Annotated in this window: 15 protein-coding genes; all 15 read right to left on the bottom strand. The window is 37.9% G+C overall.

From position 1 onward, the window contains the following. Positions 1-161: 161 nt before the first annotated feature. The 15 genes from pnp to dxr all read right to left on the bottom strand — a co-directional run bounded on the left by pnp (position 162) and on the right by dxr (position 18,925). Positions 162-2,315, bottom strand: a complete 2,154-nt coding sequence (gene pnp, locus QRY57_RS18800) for a polyribonucleotide nucleotidyltransferase (protein WP_286015855.1) — start codon at positions 2,313-2,315, stop codon at positions 162-164. A 160-nt stretch (positions 2,316-2,475) separates the two neighbouring features. After that, positions 2,476-2,745 (bottom strand): 30S ribosomal protein S15, encoded by a 270-nt coding sequence (gene rpsO / locus QRY57_RS18805; RefSeq protein ID WP_001229392.1) that lies wholly within the window; start codon positions 2,743-2,745, stop codon positions 2,476-2,478. 100 nt (positions 2,746-2,845) lie between these two features. Continuing rightward, complete coding sequence (gene ribF, locus QRY57_RS18810; RefSeq protein ID WP_026590338.1) at positions 2,846-3,817, bottom strand: bifunctional riboflavin kinase/FAD synthetase; 972 nt, start codon at positions 3,815-3,817, stop codon at positions 2,846-2,848. A gap of 43 nt (positions 3,818-3,860) precedes the next feature. After that, positions 3,861-4,784, bottom strand: a complete 924-nt coding sequence (truB, locus tag QRY57_RS18815) for a tRNA pseudouridine(55) synthase TruB (RefSeq protein WP_208017119.1) — start codon at positions 4,782-4,784, stop codon at positions 3,861-3,863. A gap of 216 nt (positions 4,785-5,000) precedes the next feature. Beyond that, on the bottom strand, positions 5,001-5,357 hold the full coding sequence (rbfA, locus tag QRY57_RS18820) for a 30S ribosome-binding factor RbfA (protein ID WP_017151269.1): 357 nt from the start codon (positions 5,355-5,357) through the stop codon (positions 5,001-5,003). 15 nt (positions 5,358-5,372) lie between these two features. Beyond that, the gene (locus tag QRY57_RS18825; protein WP_026590336.1) at positions 5,373-5,654 is read right to left on the bottom strand and encodes a DUF503 domain-containing protein; all 282 of its coding nucleotides are present in this window, start codon (positions 5,652-5,654) and stop codon (positions 5,373-5,375) included. Further along, complete coding sequence (infB, locus tag QRY57_RS18830; protein WP_026590335.1) at positions 5,651-7,717, bottom strand: translation initiation factor IF-2; 2,067 nt, start codon at positions 7,715-7,717, stop codon at positions 5,651-5,653. Before infB ends, QRY57_RS18825 begins: the two co-directional genes overlap by 4 nt. A 4-nt stretch (positions 7,718-7,721) precedes the next feature. After that, the gene (locus QRY57_RS18835) at positions 7,722-8,033 is read right to left on the bottom strand and encodes a YlxQ family RNA-binding protein (RefSeq protein WP_026590334.1); all 312 of its coding nucleotides are present in this window, start codon (positions 8,031-8,033) and stop codon (positions 7,722-7,724) included. Then, the gene (gene rnpM, locus QRY57_RS18840) at positions 8,034-8,306 is read right to left on the bottom strand and encodes an RNase P modulator RnpM (RefSeq protein ID WP_026590333.1); all 273 of its coding nucleotides are present in this window, start codon (positions 8,304-8,306) and stop codon (positions 8,034-8,036) included. It lies immediately after the preceding gene. 11 nt (positions 8,307-8,317) lie between these two features. Next, complete coding sequence (gene nusA, locus QRY57_RS18845; RefSeq protein WP_026590332.1) at positions 8,318-9,418, bottom strand: transcription termination factor NusA; 1,101 nt, start codon at positions 9,416-9,418, stop codon at positions 8,318-8,320. 17 nt (positions 9,419-9,435) lie between these two features. Then, complete coding sequence (gene rimP, locus QRY57_RS18850) at positions 9,436-9,906, bottom strand: ribosome maturation factor RimP (protein ID WP_026590331.1); 471 nt, start codon at positions 9,904-9,906, stop codon at positions 9,436-9,438. A gap of 335 nt (positions 9,907-10,241) precedes the next feature. Next, the gene (locus QRY57_RS18855) at positions 10,242-14,543 is read right to left on the bottom strand and encodes a PolC-type DNA polymerase III (RefSeq protein WP_286015856.1); all 4,302 of its coding nucleotides are present in this window, start codon (positions 14,541-14,543) and stop codon (positions 10,242-10,244) included. 125 nt (positions 14,544-14,668) lie between these two features. Then, complete coding sequence (locus QRY57_RS18860) at positions 14,669-16,369, bottom strand: proline--tRNA ligase (RefSeq protein ID WP_026590329.1); 1,701 nt, start codon at positions 16,367-16,369, stop codon at positions 14,669-14,671. Positions 16,370-16,508: 139 nt separating this feature from the next. Further along, on the bottom strand, positions 16,509-17,765 hold the full coding sequence (gene rseP, locus QRY57_RS18865; RefSeq protein ID WP_286015857.1) for an RIP metalloprotease RseP: 1,257 nt from the start codon (positions 17,763-17,765) through the stop codon (positions 16,509-16,511). A 17-nt stretch (positions 17,766-17,782) separates the two neighbouring features. Continuing rightward, positions 17,783-18,925, bottom strand: a complete 1,143-nt coding sequence (gene dxr / locus QRY57_RS18870; protein ID WP_286015858.1) for a 1-deoxy-D-xylulose-5-phosphate reductoisomerase — start codon at positions 18,923-18,925, stop codon at positions 17,783-17,785. Between the last annotated feature and the right edge of the window lie 3 nt (positions 18,926-18,928).

Below are 18,928 nucleotides of genomic sequence, written 5' to 3' on the forward strand. Positions count from 1 at the left end.
TAAACCCTCCCATTAACTATAACAAATAAGAAAAGTCCATTCTCTTCTTATCTTTGTTAATTTGAGCGTTATCATGAAAACTATACCTTTCACTAATAAAAATCTATGCATCAAATGTATTTTTATTTAACAAAAAAAGCCAGGAATCCTGGCTTTTTTACTTACTTCTGTTCTTGTATATTTTCTTCTTGTGAAGCTTCTTCTTTTGCCGCTTCTTTTTCTTGCTCTTCTTTTAACAATACTTTTCTAGATAAGTTCACACGACCTTGTTTATCAATTTCGATAACTTTTACTGAAATCTCATCACCGATTTTCACAACGTCTTCTACTTTACCTACACGCTCAAGTGCAAGTTCAGAAATATGAACAAGTCCATCTTTACCACTAAATAATTCAACGAAAGCTCCGAATTTCTCGATACGTTTTACTTTTCCTGAGTAGATTTCGCCCACTTGTACTTCGCGAACGATATCTTCGATAATTTTCTTCGCTTTTTCATTCATTTCTTGATCAATTGATGAAATAAATACTGTACCGTCTTGTTCGATATCAATTTTCACGCCTGTTTCTTCAATAATCTTATTAATTTGTTTACCGCTTGGTCCAATAACATCGCGAATTTTATCTGGATTAATTGTCATTGTGATAATTTTTGGAGCATATGCAGATAGCTCTTTACGCGGTTCAGCAATCACAGATAACATATGATCTAGAATATGCATACGCCCAATTTTAGCTTGTTGTAATGCTTCTTCTAAAATTTCGCGAGATAAACCTTCAATTTTAATGTCCATTTGTAATGCAGTTACACCTTTTGCTGTACCTGCCACTTTAAAGTCCATATCACCTAGATGATCTTCCATGCCTTGAATATCCGTTAAAATTGTGTAGTGCTCACCAGATTTCACTAGACCCATTGCAATACCAGCAACTGGTGCTTTTAATGGCACACCCGCATCCATCATCGCTAACGTACTTCCACAAATACTTGCTTGTGAAGTAGATCCATTAGATTCTAATACCTCTGATACAAGACGAACTGTATACGGGAAGTCCTTTTCAGATGGAATTACAGGTTCAAGAGCACGTTCACCTAATGCACCGTGACCAATTTCACGACGACCTGGTCCACGCATCGGTCTTGTTTCACCAACACTAAAGGATGGGAAATTATAATGATGCATAAAGCGTTTCGATTCTTCTACACCAAGACCATCTAAAATTTGCACATCGCCTAATGCGCCTAATGTACAAATACTTAGTGCTTGTGTTTGTCCACGTGTAAATAGTCCAGAACCGTGCGTACGAGATAAAATACCTACCTCTGATGCTAACGGGCGGATTTCGTCACTCTTACGTCCATCTGGGCGGATTTTTTCAACTGTAATAAGACGACGTACTTCTTCTTTTACAATTTTATATAAAATCTCATTTACTTGTCCTAATATTTCTGCATCAACTTCTTGTGCTTCATAATGCTCAATTACACGTTTTTTTACTTCGCTAATCGCATCTTCACGCGCGTGTTTTTCATGCACTTGAATTGCAGCATGCATATCTTTCTCTGCCATTTCACGAATAACTGTATCAAGATCTGCATTAACTTCATAAAGCACTACTTCTGCTTTTTCTTTACCAATAGCTTGTACAATCTCTTCTTGGAAAGCAATTAAACGCTTAATTTCGTCATGACCGAACATAATTGCTTCTAACATTGTTTCTTCAGGTACCTGATCTGCACCTGCTTCTACCATGTTAATTGCGTCTTTTGTACCAGCTACAACAAGATGAATATCACTTTTCTCTTGCTGTTCAACTGTTGGGTTAATAATGAATTCGCCATCGATACGACCAACTGTTGCACCAGCAATCGGACCTTCAAATGGAATATCTGAAATCGATAACGCTAATGAAGAACCTAACATAGCTGCCATCTCAGAAGAACAATCTTGGTCAACACTCATAACGATGCTGACAACTTGTACTTCATTACGGAAGCCATCTGCGAAAAGTGGACGAATTGGTCGGTCAATTAAACGACTTGCTAAAATTGCTTTTTCACTTGGACGACCTTCACGTTTAATAAAACCACCTGGGATTTTTCCAACTGCATATAAACGCTCTTCATAGTTTACTGTAAGCGGGAAGAAATCTACATTTTTTGGCTCTTTTGATGCAGTTGCTGTAGATAGAACTGCTGTGTCGCCATATCTTACTAATACTGCCCCGTTTGCTTGTTTTGCAAGCTGGCCTGTTTCAATTGTTAGCTGACGACCAGCTAAATCTATCGAGAAGACTTGCTTTTCTTGACTCATTTAAGTACCCCTCTCAGTTTAAAATATTCAATTCTTCTATGTAAATGGCTAATATATCACAATATTCTTCCTCTAGTATTACCGAAATTTAAGTAAGCTATTAAGAGTAGAAGATATATTTTTACCTAACAAAAAAGCGGGAATATTCCCGCTTCTTTGACTATCGACGTAAGCCAAGCTTTGTGATTAATTCACGGTAACGTGTGATATCGCTATTACGAAGGTAAGTAAGTAAGTTACGACGTTTACCAACCATCTTTAATAGACCACGACGTGAATGATGATCTTTCTTGTGAGTACGTAAGTGCTCGTTTAGAGTATTAATTTGCTCTGTTAGGACAGCAATTTGAACCTCTGGAGAACCAGTATCAGTCTCATGAGTTCTAAATTGTGCAATGATTTCATTTTTACGCTCTTGTGTTAAAGCCATCCTATTTCACCTCCTATTAATTAAACCCCCAATTACCGAGCAAGCGTCGGTGAGTCGCAATGCCAAGCAATGGTTGTCATAAAGTACATAACATAGAATACTACTTTTCATTCGAAAAAGCAAGTATATTCTTTCCAGTACTAAAATATTCTTGTGCTGTTTTTTTATCTTTTGCAATTTGGGTAACTAATTCATCAATACCATTGAATTTTTTCTCTTCTCGAATACGCATATGCCACTCAACAGTAACAACCTGATTATATATATCCTCATTGAAATGGAATAGATGCACTTCAATAGACAATTTACGTTCATCTTCTTTAAATGTTGGTTTATAGCCAATGTTACATACGCCATCATGCCACTCATCATGAACTTTTAATCTTACCGCATATACACCAACAGGTGGCAGAAGGTATTCATCGCTCAAAGCTACATTAGCTGTTGGAAAGCCAATTTGACGTCCACGTTTATCTCCGTGTACAACCGTTCCCTCTACTGTATAAGCCCTACCTAAAATAGATGGGATTTGTTCCATTTCTCCATTTCGAATCAGTTTTCGTAATGCTGTGGAACTTACTTTTTCTTCTTGAAACTCAACTCTTTCAATCACGGTCTGTGTAAACTCCCCTCTTGCATGAAATGGTAAAGTCTCCATCGTCCCTTTTCCTAAACGGCCATATGAATAGTCAAAACCTGCTACTACATGTTTTACATTTAGCCCAATAATATATTCATCTACAAACTGTTGTGGCTGTAATCCAGCAAATGATTCATCGAATTTCACCACATATAACATATCAATTCCTAAATCTGCAATTACTTTTTCTTTAATAGATAACGGTGTAATATACTCCACATGCGCTTCTTTTTTCCCTAAAACAACAGATGGGTGTGGATGAAAGGTTATGACAGCACTTTTATATCCTCTTTCATCCGCTATTTTTTTTGCTGTTCGAATCACACGTTGATGCCCTAAATGAATGCCATCAAAAAATCCTAATGCCATTACAGTAGGTGGTAATTCTATTTTATTTTGTTCGTGTGGATGAGTTAAATGAATAAGTTTCACGCTTGAATTCACCTTTTTCTGTAATAATCCTTCCAATAATTTATTATAGCTTTAGTTCTTGATTGTTAACAAGCACTTTCATTGGCTTTAACATGCCAGGGTGTTTTGGATGATGTTCATAAATCGCTAAACAACGTTCATTTTTATCAAATATTGTAATTAACGGCGCTGTAACTTGCAATTCATTCTTTAAAAACATACCATTTTTTATCTTTTCTGCTTGTTTTTCATCTACAACCATTTTTGGAAATTTACTTAACGCTTCATCAATTGAGATAAAAATAGACTCTACTGTTCCATTTTGCATGTTTTCTTCAATTTCTTCAAATGATATGCAATCTTCTAGCAAAAATTCTCCTGAAGCTGTTCTCACAAGATGTGACATATGTGCTGGGAACCCTAGTTTTTCACCAATCATAACCGCTAATGTTCTCACATACGTTCCTTTGCTACATGTAACACGGAAGCGGAATGAAAGATTCTTCCCTTCAAATACTTCACGATCATCAAGTAATACAAATTCGTGGATTGTTATTGTACGAACTGGGCGTTCAACTTCTTGCCCTGCTCTTGCGTATTCATATAGTTTCTTTCCGTTTACTTTTACAGCTGAATACATGGGAGGTACTTGCTCAAGTGTACCCGTTAATTCTGCTAATACGTTTTCCACTTCGGTACGTGTAATTACGCGATTTACATCTTGTTTTTCCACCACTTCACCAGAAGCATCTTCTGTTGTTGTTGAAAACCCTATTGTAACTTCACCTTCATATGTTTTTGTTTCACTTGTTAAAAATTGCGCAATCTTTGTGGCACGCCCTACACAAATTGGTAATACTCCTGTTACATCTGGGTCTAATGTTCCTGTATGACCAATTCTCTTTTCACGCAATATCTTTCTTAATTTAAATACACAATCGTGTGATGTCATTCCTTTTGGTTTATGTAATAGTACTACACCTTCCATATGTTCACCTCATCATAATACTTTTGTAGAAAATATTAACGCATTTCTTCGCCTGTGTCTTCAGTTTGGTTCTCGTAATAGATAAGGTCTATATACCGTATCCTCCTGACTTCCGCACCTCGAACTACTCAGCTCTCTTTAACCTCATTTTAGAACACTCATCTATATGCAAAACTTACTTTCCATTGAAAAAATGGATAGACAAATGTCTATCCATTATTCTTCACGTTTACCGTCTTTATTAATTTCATGTAAAAGTGTATCAATTCGATGACCATATCCGATAGACTCATCAAATTCAAAGGAAATCTCCGGCGTTTTACGAAGACGAATACGTTGGCCAATTTCTGAACGAATAAAGCCTTTCGCTTTCGCTAAACCCTTTAATGTATTTTCTTTCTGCTCTTCATCTCCTAAAACAGAAATATACACTTTAGCAATTTGTAAATCTCCACTCACTTGTACATCTGTTACTGTAACAAATCCAACACGTGGGTCTTTAATTTTGCGACTAATAATGTCGCCTAATTCTTTTTTCATTTGCTCGCCAACACGGTTTGCACGTAGTTTCATAACTATTCACCTCATTCAATACCATTCCAATTGTGTTATCGTACGTTCAATCTCAGGAAATGAATCAATGTACGCAAGTACACGATTTATTTCTTTTTCACAGACAACACGATTTGAGGATACGGAAACAATTGCAATTTCTGTACGTTGCCATACATCTTGATGTCCTACTTCCGAAATAGCCACATTGTAACGCTGTTTCACACGGGTTAGCACACGCTGTAAAATTGCACGTTTCTCTTTTAAAGAATGCACATCATAGATCATACACTCGAATGAGAGTGAAGCGATAATCATCGCTTCACTTCTTCCATAATGTATGCTTCAATGATGTCTCCTTCTTTAAGATCGTTGTATTTCTCAATTGTAATACCGCACTCGTAGTTTTGTGCAACTTCTTTCACATCGTCTTTGAAACGTTTTAACGTATCAAGTTGACCTTCGTAAATTACTACACCATCACGGATAATACGAACACCGCTATCACGCGTAATTTTACCGTCTGTTACGTAACAACCTGCGATTGTTCCAACTTTTGTTACTTTAAATGTTTGACGAACTTCCGCTTGACCAATTACTTTCTCTTCGAATTCAGGATCAAGCATACCTTGCATTGCCGCCTCGATCTCTTCGATTACTTTATAAATAATACGGTGTAAACGAATATCAACATTTTCTAACTCAGCTGTACGTTTCGCGTTTACGTCAGGACGTACGTTAAATCCAATTACAATTGCATTAGATGCAGAAGCTAAAATAATATCAGACTCTGTAATCGCACCTACGCCTGTATGGATAATTTTCACTTTTACGCCTTCAACATCAATTTTACGAAGTGATGCTGCCATTGCTTCTACAGAACCTTGTACGTCCGCTTTCACAATTAGGTTAATTTCTTTTACATCGCCTTCTTGGATTTGTTGGAATAAATCTTCTAGGCTTAATTTAGATTTTTCACCGCGCTGCGCAAGCAATGCTTGTTGTGCACGTGATTCACCAATTTGACGCGCTTTCTTCTCATCAGCAAATGCCATGAAACGATCGCCCGCTTGTGGTACTTCATTTAAACCTGTAATTTCAACAGGAGTAGATGGACCAGCAACTTTTACACGACGCCCGATGTCACTTACCATCGCACGAACACGTCCAAATGATGTTCCAACAACAATTGGATCTCCTACTCGAAGTGTACCATTTTGTACAAGTAATGTTGCGATTGTTCCTTTACCTTTATCAAGCTGTGCTTCAATTACAGTACCAGTTGCATAACGATTTGGGTTTGCTTTATATTCTTCTACTTCACTTACAAGTAGAATCATTTCTAGCAAGTTGTCAATTCCTTCACCTTGAATTGCAGAAATTGGTACGAAAATTGTATCTCCGCCCCAAGCTTCTGGAACTAATTCATATTCTGTTAATTCTTGCATTACACGATCCGGATTTGCTGATGGTTTATCCATTTTATTCACAGCAACAATAATTGGTACTCCTGCTGCTTTAGCATGGTTAATTGCTTCAACAGTTTGTGGCATAACACCATCATCTGCTGCAACAACAAGGATCGTAATATCTGTAACTTGTGCACCACGTGCGCGCATTGTTGTAAACGCTGCGTGACCTGGTGTATCTAAGAACGTAATTTTCTTGTCATTTACTTCAACTTGGTATGCACCAATGTGCTGTGTAATTCCACCAGCTTCGCCAGCAGTTACTTTTGAATTACGGATAGAATCAAGCAATGTTGTTTTACCATGGTCAACGTGTCCCATAATTGTAACAACAGCTGGACGCTCTTTTAAGTTTTCTTCATCGTCTTGCTCGTCGATAAATGTTTCAAACTCTGTTTCACTTACGATTACTTCTTCTTCTACTTCGATTCCGTAATCAGCAGCAAGTAACTCAATTGTATCTTTATCTAAATCTTGGTTAATTGTTGCCATAATACCTAGCATAAAGAGCTTTTTAATAAGTTCAGATGGCTCTTTTCCTAGTTTTTTTGCAAGATCGCCTACTGTAAGCGTACCAGAGAAAGTGATTTTGTCTGGTGTTTCTACAACTTGCGTTTGTTGTCTTCCAGCAAAGTTTTCTTGACGTTTGTCTTCATTTCCTTTGCCTTTTTTCTTCTTCTTATTACTGTTCTTTTTGCTGCGAACAACTTTTTCTTCTACTTCAAACTCATCTGCAACAGAAGGTTTTTCTGCTCCAGTATTATATTGATTATCTAATTTGTTTACTACTTCATCGTCTAACATTGTCATATGATTCGAAACCTCGATATTCATTTCTTTTAGTTTTGTAATAATATCTTTACTTGAGATATTGTGTTTCTTTGCATATTCATACACTCGAATCTTACTCATACCTTCACCCCCGGTAAGTTGTATCGAGCATGCTACGCAGCTTTTTCGCAAAGCCTTCATCTAACACAGCTACAACGACTCGCTCGTCTCTCCCAATCGCATGCCCTAATTGTTGTCGATTTTCGACTTTTCTCATTGGTATGTTGTAGTACGTGGTTTTATCAGTGATGCGCTTTGTAGTGTTCACTGACGCATCTTCAGAAAGCAACACAAGCTTTGCTTTGCCACTTCGTACCTCTTTTAAAACGAGTTCTTCACCCGAAATTATTTTTCGAGCACGGTTTGCTAGTCCTAAAAACGCTTTCCAATCGGACACCTATTTCGACTCCTTCTCAACGAGCTCAAGAAGCTCTTCGTAAAGAGAACTGTCGATCTTCGCTTTTAGATGATGTTCCAAAATATTTTTCTTTTGTGCTTGAATAATACATTCCTTGTCCTTTGACAAATATGCACCGCGTCCTGATTTCTTTCCAGTTAAATCAATGGACACTTCGCCCTCTTTGGAACGAACAATGCGAACGAGCTCGCGTTTTGATTTCATTTCTTGCGTTGCAACACATTTTCTTAACGGAACTTTCCGATTGCTCACCATCATCACCTCTATTCGATTTCGTCTTCAACTGAATCGAATGCGATCATGCTGTCTTCTTCTGTTACAATGCCAAGTTGCTTCGCATCAGACTCGCTCTTAATGTCAATTTTCCAACCTGTTAATTTTGCTGCAAGACGCGCATTTTGTCCACGTTTACCAATCGCTAATGAAAGCTGGTGATCCGGAACTACTACAGTCGTTGCTTTTTCTTCTTCATTTACAAGTACTTTTACAACTTGTGATGGACTTAAAGCATTTGCTACATATTCAACTGGATCGTTTGACCAGCGAACAATATCAATCTTTTCACCTTTTAGTTCATCTACAATGCGTTGTACACGTTGTCCTTTTGGACCTACACAAGAACCTACTGGATCAACATCGATATTCTCTGCATATACAGAAATTTTAGAACGATCGCCTGCTTCACGTGCTACAGAACGAATTTCTACAGTTCCATCATAAATTTCTGGTACCTCAATTTCAAATAAACGTTTTAAAAGACCTGGATGTGTACGTGATACGTAAATTTGTGGTCCTTTTGTCGTTTTTTCTACTTTTGTAATAAAGACACGAATACGATCGTGTGGTTTATATTGTTCGTTCGGCATTTGCTCACTTACTGGTAATAATGCCTCGACTTTTCCTAAGCTTACATAAATAAAGCGAGCATCTTGGCGTTGTACAATACCAACCATGATATCTTCTTCACGATCACTAAATTCTGAATAAATAACACCGCGTTCCGCTTCGCGTACACGTTGTGTCACAACTTGTTTTGCAGTCTGTGCTGCAATACGCCCGAAATCTTTTGGCGTTACTTCAATTTCTAATACGTCGCCATCTTGATAGTTCGGGTTAATTTGTCTTGCTTCTTCTACAGAAATTTCAAGACGTGGGTCAAACACATTACTTACAACGTCTTTACGTGCTAAAACTTGAATTGTTCCCACTTCAGGATTAAAGCTAACACGTACATTTTGTGCTTGGTTAAAATTGCGTTTATAAGCAGAGATTAAAGCTGCTTCAATTGCATCAATAATAATATCTTTGCTAATACCTTTTTCTGATTCTAATACGAGCAAAGCATCTAACAACTCAGTGCTCATGAAGATCCCCCTTCTTACTAAAACGTAACAGCAAGTCGCGCATTGGCAACTTTATCCATTGGAATTTGGATTTCTTTTTTACGTGTTTTAATTGTTAATAATAGTGTAATTGTTGTACCATCATAGGACAGTAGCTTTCCTTCAAACATCTTTTCGCCATCAATCGGCTCATATGTTTTAATTGCCACCTGTCTTCCTACCGCTTGCTGGAAGTCTTTTTCTTTCTTTAATGGGCGTTCCGCTCCAGGAGATGATACATCCAAAAAGTAAAGATGAGGAATTGGATCCTCTTTATCTAAAGCTTCGCTTAAACGTTCACTTACCGCACCGCATTCCTCAATGTCTACTCCTGTTTCAGAATCGATGAATACGCGTAAAAACCAGTCTTTTCCTTCTTTCACATATTCTACATCTACCAGTTCAAGATTTAACTCTTCAACAATCGGCTGCGCGAGTGCTTCAACAACTTCTGTGACTTTCTTATCCATAAACAGCCTCCTTTCTGCCGCCATGTACCATTTGAAAGAAAAGCTCCGCTCTGTTTTATTGCGGTCTATCTTATTCTTTCTCGTTAGCTAACAAAAGCCCCTGCCGCTTAGCAGGGAATATCTGTCTTAGTATTACCAAATTTAAGAAGTAAAACTTGTAACAAAATATGTATATACGACAGAAACATTCTACCTACATACGTAGATAAAACATAGATAGTAACACGAAAGAGTGGGTTTCCCCACTCTTTTTTTTGCACAATATACATGACATGGTTATCTCGGTTAATAGTATAACATAGCAAATAGCGATTTGCAAAGAATTTTCCTACCTATTAGAACAGTGATAATTGGTTTTGATCTGGCAAATCACCTAAACAACCTTGACTATCTAAATACTCAATAATTGTTTTAGAAACCTTACTACGCTGCTGCAAGTCCTCTTTTGATAAAAACTCACCATTTTCACGTGCTTCTACAATACTTATAGCAGCATTTGTACCAAGACCAGGTATTGCATTAAATGGCGGGATTAACGTATCTCCATCAATAATAAAGTCCGTTGCATGGGAACGATATAAATCAACCTTTTGGAATGAATATCCACGTTCGCACATTTCAAGTGTCATTTCTAAAACCGTTAATAAACTCTTCTCTTTAGGAGAAGCATCTAATCCTTTCTGTGCAATTTCATCAATTCTCACACGGATTGATGCTGATCCTTTTACCATTGCCTCTACATCAAAGTCATCTGCACGTACTGTAAAGTATGCAGCATAAAACAGAAGTGCAAAGTGAACTTTGAAGTAAGCTATACGTACAGCCATTAGCACATACGCAGCTGCATGGGCTTTAGGGAACATATATTTAATCTTTTTACAAGAATCAATATACCAACCTGGTACATTATTATTACGCATCTCCTCTTCCCATTCTTCTGGTACACCTTTACCTTTACGCACCGACTCCATAATTTTAAACGCTAAAGATGGATCTAACCCTTGATAAATTAAATACACCATAATATCATCACGACAACCAATAACTTCACTCAGTGTACATGTACCGTTATAAATTAGTTCATTCGCATTACCAAGCCATACATCTGTACCATGGGATAGGCCAGAAATTTGGACAAGCTCTGAGAATGTCGTTGGCTTTGTTTCTTCTAACATCTGCCTTACGAATTTCGTACCAAACTCCGGTATACCAAGTGTACCGGTCTTACAATTAATTTGTTCTTCTGTGACACCTAATGATTCTGGACCTGAGAAGATTTTCATTACTTCTGGATCGTCAGTTGGTATTGTTTTCGGATCAATTCCACTTAAATCTTGTAACATACGAATAACGGTCGGATCATCGTGCCCTAGTATATCAAGTTTTAATAAATTATCATGAATAGAGTGGAAATCAAAGTGTGTCGTTCTCCACTCCGCCCCTACTGAATCAGCCGGGAATTGAATTGGTGAAAAATCAAAAATATCCATGTAATCTGGCACAACAATAATACCACCTGGATGCTGCCCCGTTGTACGTTTTACGCCAGTACACCCTGCAACAAGGCGATCAACTTCAGCATTTCGAATCGTTAAGTTATGATCAGATGCATAACCTTTTACATAACCATAAGCTGTTTTCTCTGCAACCGTACCGATCGTTCCCGCACGATATACATAGTCTTCACCGAACAGTACTTTCGTATAGTTATGTGCTCGTGGTTGGTATTCTCCGGAGAAATTCAAATCAATATCGGGAACCTTATCCCCTTTAAAACCAAGGAATGTTTCGAAAGGAATATCGTGTCCATCTTTTACATAAGGAATATTACATGTTGGACAATCTTTATCAGGTAAGTCAAAACCAGAACCTACAGAACCATCGTTAAAGAACTCTGATTGCTTACATTTTGGACATACATAGTGTGGTGGTAATGGGTTTACTTCAGTAATCTCCATCATTGTCGCAACAAATGATGATCCTACCGATCCACGTGAACCTACAAGATAACCATCAACTAATGATTTTTTCACAAGCTTATGTGAAATTAAATAAATTACGGCAAATCCATGTCCAATAATACTTTTTAATTCTTTTTCTAGACGGGCTTCTACAATTTCTGGTAGTTCTTCACCATAGATACTCCGCGCCATTTTGTAACTCATATCACGTGTTTCATCATCTGCACCTTCAATTTTCGGTGTGTATAAGTCATCTTTTACTGGATGAACGTCACCAATCAATGATGCGATTTTTTGTGTATTTGTCACAACAATTTCCTTTGCTTTTTCTTCTCCTAGGAACGAGAAGCAACCTAACATTTCATCTGTTGTGCGGAAATATACAGGTGGTAATGAATGACGATTTAAAGGATTGGCTCCACCTTGTGAGCTTACTAAAATTTTCCGATACATTGCATCTTCTGGATCTAGATAATGTACATTTCCTGTCGCAACAACCGGTTTATCTAACGTTTCACCTAATTTTACTAAGTTGGAAATAATCGTTTTTAATTGTCCTTCATCTCGAACTAACTCAAGTTCTACTAAATGACGTAACACCTCTGGAGGCATCACCTCAATGTAATCATAAAACTGGGCAATTTCTTCTACTTCTTCTGGTGCCTTTTGCATCATCGCCTCAAATACTTCACCTTTATCACAAGCTGTTCCGACTAATATACCTTCTCGATACTTTTTCAATAATGATCGTGGCACTCGTGGTACTCGGTAGAAATAATTAATATGTGAATATGAAACAAGTTTGTATAAGTTTTTTAAACCTTCATCAGATGTTGCAAGCAAGGTGACATGACTCGGTCTTCCACGCTTATACGAATCGCCTTGTCCCATACTGTCATTTAATTGATCATGATACTCATAACCTTTTTCAATCACATCTTTTAACATTTTTACTAACAAATATCCTGTTGCTTCTGTATCATAAATCGCACGGTGATGTTGTGTTAATTCGATATCAAGCTTTTTACACATTGTATTTAAGCGGTGGTTCTTCATCTCTGGGAATAAGAATCTAGCTAGTTCTAATGTATCAATAACTGGGTTTTTGGGCTTGTCTAAGCCACATTTCTTAAATCCTACATTTATGAATCCCATATCAAAACTTGCATTATGTGCAACAAGTGTATGATCACCCATCCACTCTTCAAACTTTTTAAATACTTCTCCTACTTCTGGTGCATCAGTCAACATATCATCTGTAATACCAGTTAACTCCATGATTGTAGCTGATAGCGGTTGATGCGGATTTGCAAAAGATTCAAAGCGATCAATAATTTCGCCGCCTTTCACTTTTACTGCCGCTAATTCAATAACCGTATCATATACTGCAGATAACCCTGTTGTTTCGACATCAAAGACAACATATGTTTCATCTGCAAGCAACCTGTGTTCTTCATTATACGCAATTGGAACACCATCGTTTACTAAGTTTGCTTCCACACCATAAATAACTTTGATACCTGCTTTTTTACCAGCAGAGTATGCTTCCGGGAAAGACTGCGCAACTGCATGGTCTGTAACCGCAATCGCTTCATGTCCCCATTTTCCAGCTTGCGCGACGAGCTTAGATACTCCGGTAACAGCATCCATTTGACTCATTGGTGTATGCAAATGTAGCTCTACTCGTTTTTCTCCTTCCGGTGCTTTATCCTTACGAGAAGGCCCTGTTATTTCGTTAATATCGTTCGCAATCATTACTAAGTCACGAACGAATGTATCGTTTTGGACCGAGCCTCGAGCTTTTACCCACATTCCTTTTTTCAAAGATTGCAGAAGCGGAAGATCCTCTTTATCACGCGAAAACATCTTAATCATAATGGAATCCGTATAATCCGTCATTTTTAAAGTTAATAACGTACGTCCACTGCGAAGTTCTTTCGTTTCCACATGGAAGACATAGCCTTGAACGGTTTTTCTTCTTTCTTCATCTTGAATTTCGCGCATCGGTGTGATTTCTTCATCCGGCTTAATAAGATACCCAAGCACAACTGGTCCTTCATGTACAACATCGCTTTCTTCAGCTTGCTTCTTAGCCATCTCTTCCATAGCTTGTATAACACGCTGGCGATCCTCCTGCTGTGTTTGCTCACGAAACTTTTGAACTTCCTCTTCGTTTTGCTTTATATTCGTTTCCAGCTGAAAACGTGGAAACCCAAACACTTCATATTGATCTCCTACTGGCTTCGCTAGATTTTTCTTTAAAGTCGTAGATTCTAACTCGTTATTTACATCAAGTAACAACTTTACCCCATTCACATATGGAAGTTGCTTCTTTAAATATGCAAACATAGGTGAAAAAGTAATTCGATCTGTACAGAGCGGCCAATATGCTTTGACCTCTTCTTCCGTATATTGTTTATTCTCCGTCATTAGTGCAAATGACGTGTTTGCAATATGTGAAAATGACTGCTTAAGCTGCGCTTCAAGCAATTCATATAATTCCGTTGGTAAAATACGTGGCACTTGCAAATCAAAATGCCAGCTTTTATTCGCTTTATCGACAACTAACCTTTGTATACCACCACCTTGTAAATATTGATTTACAAGGTCTTCAGGCATCTGCAGCTGCTGGAGCAAAATTTGAAATCGCTCTTGTTGTTCATTTGTTAACGACATAAACATCCTCCTTCCATCTGCTATTATAAATCGAAACTTTCGGCAAAGAAAGATTTCTTCCTTTTAACTCATTACCTTTTACTTTACATAGAAATAGAAGGTACCTCACCTGGAGGTACCTCTTCTTATTTTACAATATTAGTAATGTATGCATGAAGTTCTTCTACCTTCACTTCTGCAGATTCATTTGTAGCACGTACTTTTACTTCAACGATGCCTTCATCAGCTTTTTTACCAACTGTTACTCGAACTGGAAGACCGAATAAGTCCGCATCAGCAAATTTAACACCTGCACGCTCCGCACGATCATCTAACAATACTTCATAACCTTGTTCTTGTAATGAATTGTAGATTGTTTCGCCTACTTCGCGTTGTGCGTCAGACTTCATATTTACTGGAATCACATGTACATGGAATGGTGCAACAGCTTTTGGCCAAACCAGACCATTCTCATCATTAAACTGTTCGGCAATTGCCGCAACTGTACGAGATACCCCAATACCATAGCATCCCATAATAAGTGGCTTCGTTTTTCCATTCTCATCTAAGAACGTTGCATTCATTGCTTCGCTATAACGTGTACCTAATTTAAATACATGCCCAACTTCGATACCACGGGCAAAACGGATTGTCCCTTGTCCATCTGGAGATTGATCTCCTTCTTGAATGAAACGTAAATCTGTATATTGACTCACCTTAAAGTCACGCTCTGGATTTACATTTACATAATGGAATCCCTCTTCATTTGCTCCACAGCAACCATTTACAATTGCTGCTACTGCATGGTCAGCAATGACTTCAACATCATCTGCTACGTCAATTGGGCCTAGAGAGCCCACTTCACAATTTAACAGTTCTCTTACTTCGTCATATGAAGCAAGTTCAACAACTGAAGCGCCGTATACGTTCTTCACTTTTACATCATTTACTTCATGATCCCCGCGAACAAGTACAACAACAAACTTTTCATCGACCTTAAAGACCATAGATTTGATGCAATTTGATGCTTCGATATTTAAAAATGCAGAAACTTCTTCAATTGCTTTTTGATCTGGTGTTGCTACTTTTTCAAGTGCTTTTTCGGCTTCATCGCTCTTTGTATACGAAGCAACAACTGGAGCCATTTCAATATTTGCTGCATAATCAGATGTATCAGAATACGCAATTGTATCTTCTCCTACATCCGATAATACCATAAATTCATGTGTATCTTTACCACCCATTGCTCCAGAATCAGCAATAACAGCACGGAAATTCAAGCCACAGCGAGAAAAAATATTAGAATATGCTTGATATATGCGATTATAAACTTCATCTAAACTTTCTTGTGTCGCATGGAAAGAGTAAGCATCTTTCATTAAAAATTCTCTTCCGCGTAATAAACCAAAACGAGGTCTTTGCTCATCACGGAATTTTGTTTGGATTTGATATAGTGTTAACGGTAATTTTTTATAAGATTTAATCTCATCACGTACAAGATCTGTAATAACTTCCTCGTGCGTTGCTCCTAATGCAAACTCACGATCATTACGATCTTTCATACGCATTAACTCAGAACCGTAAGAATACCAGCGACCTGATTCTTGCCATAATTCAGCCGCTTGCATTGCTGGCATTAATAATTCTACAGCCCCTGCTCGTTCCATCTCTTCTCGAACAATACGTTCCACTTTGTGCAATACTTTTAACCCAAGTGGTAAAAAACTGTAAATACCAGAAGCGTTTTGACGCATAAACCCTGCACGAAGTAGTAATTGATGACTTTTAATCTCAGCATCAGCTGGTACTTCACGTAATGTAGGACTAAATACCGTACTTTGTTTCATCTATTCGCACCTCTTTAATTTACTCTAATACGCAGTAAAACCCCCCACCTCAAATTAGGTGAGGGATTGCTACTTTAAGAGTTCTATTCATTTCATTCATTATTCACAAAAAATATCGTGAATTTTATTCCACTTTATTTTACAAGAAAAACTTCCGAATGTCATTCCACGTTACAACTAACATAAGTAGCATCAATAACGCAAAACCAATAAAGTGAACCATTCCTTCTTTTTGACGATCAATTGGTTTCCCTCGCAACGCTTCGAGTAAGAAGAAGAACAAGCGTCCTCCATCAAGAGCAGGAACAGGTAATAAGTTGAATAAACCAAGGTTTATACTTAAAACAGCCGCCAAGCTCAGAACACGAGTGAAACCATAATCTACTACTTGGTCTGTTAAATTATAAATCCCTACCGGACCTGATAAATCATTAATAGAAAACTGCCCCGTTACTAATTTCATCAGGGAATCAAAAATTAATTTTGTCCATGTATACGTCTGCTCAAAACCTGATTGAATAGAACCAACAATAGATTTCTCTACAGGAGAGTATACACCAATTCTACCAACCTCTTCCTTACCTTCTTTATCAGCTGTTGGCGTTATTTTTACATTAAATTGTTCGCTATCACGTTTTACCTGAAGGGTAATTTCTTTATTTGGGTGCTCACGTACAATCGAAACAACATCTTTCCACGTATTCGTGTCTTTCCCATCAATTGCTTGAATGGTATCATGTTGTTTCAATCCTGCTTGTTCTGCAACACTATCCTTCATTATTTTGCCAATCATTGGCTTATCAGCAGGAATACCTTGTACCAATCCAATGATAACAAAAATAACAAATGCAAGAATGAAGTTCATAGCAGGACCTGCAAAGATTGTTAACGCTCGCTGCCCTAACGTTTTAGAACCAAATTGCCTGTTAAACGGAGCGATTTGGATTTCTTCTCCAGCTGAAACAATACGAGCCTTTTCATTCACACGGAAAGTTTGCAATTCCTCCTCGTATTCTTCGTAACCAGATATTGTGAGACTATGTTCTAAATCCGCTTGTTCTACTTCAATCACGCGAACATTCGGATACTTTTCGCGCCCGTCTAGAACTAATTTCATAACCTCTTCGTTTTCATTTAGCACAAGTCCAACTTTTTTTCCTGGTTTTAATTCAACCGTTTCTGCATCCTCGCCAGCCATTCTAACATAGCCTCCAAGTGGCAGCAGCCGAACTGTATATACCGTTTCATTCTTTTCAAATGAAAATATTTTTGGTCCAAAACCAATCGCAAACTCGCGGCATAAAATACCCGCTCTTTTGGCGAAATATAGATGCCCTAGCTCATGGAAAAATACGAGTGCACCAAAAATTAATATAAAGGCAATCGCTGTATTCAATTCCATAACCACCTTTGCTAAATTTGTTCCATCACAAACCGTCTTGTGGCTGCATCAATTTCCTGAATTTCCTCTAAGCTCGGACGCGCAATGACATTGTGATGGTGCATTGCTTTTTCAATGAGATCTTCTACTGTTAAGAAACCAATTTTCTTTTGTAAAAAGGCTGCCACAGCAACTTCATTCGCTGCATTCATTACAGCTGGCATGCTCCCGCCCGTTTTTCCAGCTTCATACGCAAAGCGTAGGCAACGGAAACGCTCTTGGTTCATTTGTTCAAAATGCAGTGTTCCAATTTCCCATAAATTTAACTGTTTTGTATCTGAAAGTGGTAATCGATCAGGATATGTAAGTGCATATTGAATTGGTACGCGCATATCTGGTGAGCCGAGCTGTGCCATTACACTACGGTCCTCAAATTCAACCATAGAATGAATAATGCTTTCTTTATGTAAAACAACATCGATTTGCTCATAAGGTATGCCAAAAAGCCAATGCGCTTCGATTACTTCCAGCCCCTTATTCATCATTGTAGCAGAATCAATTGTAATTTTCGAACCCATTGACCAGTTTGGATGACGAAGCGCATCCTCTACTGTTACATGATGCAATTCATCTCTCGTTTTATCACGGAAACTCCCGCCTGAAGCAGTGATAACTAAGCGCGAGATTCGTTTTTCATTTTCTCCATTCAAGCATTGAAAAATAGCTGAATGCTCACTATCTACTGGAAGTAATGACACATTATGTTTGCGTGCAGCTTCCATTACAATGTGTCCTGCAGTTACTAATGTTTCTTTATTCGCAATGCCAATTGTTTTTTTTGCCTCAATTGCACGAAGTGTTGGTAACAATCCTACGCTACCTACAACAGCATTTATAACAACTTCTGCACTCGGATGAAGAGCTACCTCTAATAGTCCTTCGTCACCATATACTACTTTTGTATTTCCAGAAACGGATTGTAGCCTGACAACATCCTCCTCTCTTTGTACGGAGACAAGCTGAGGAGAAAATTCCTGAATAACTTTTACTGCGTAGTCAATATTTTTCCCTACAGAAAAAGCAACGAGACGGAATTGGTCTGGGTGCAAGCGTAATACGTCTAAAGTTTGTGTTCCAATCGATCCACTTGCCCCTAATAAACTAATGTTTTTCATGAT

Source organism: Bacillus arachidis (assembly GCF_030285945.1).
Classification (GTDB): domain Bacteria; phylum Bacillota; class Bacilli; order Bacillales; family Bacillaceae_G; genus Bacillus_A; species Bacillus_A arachidis.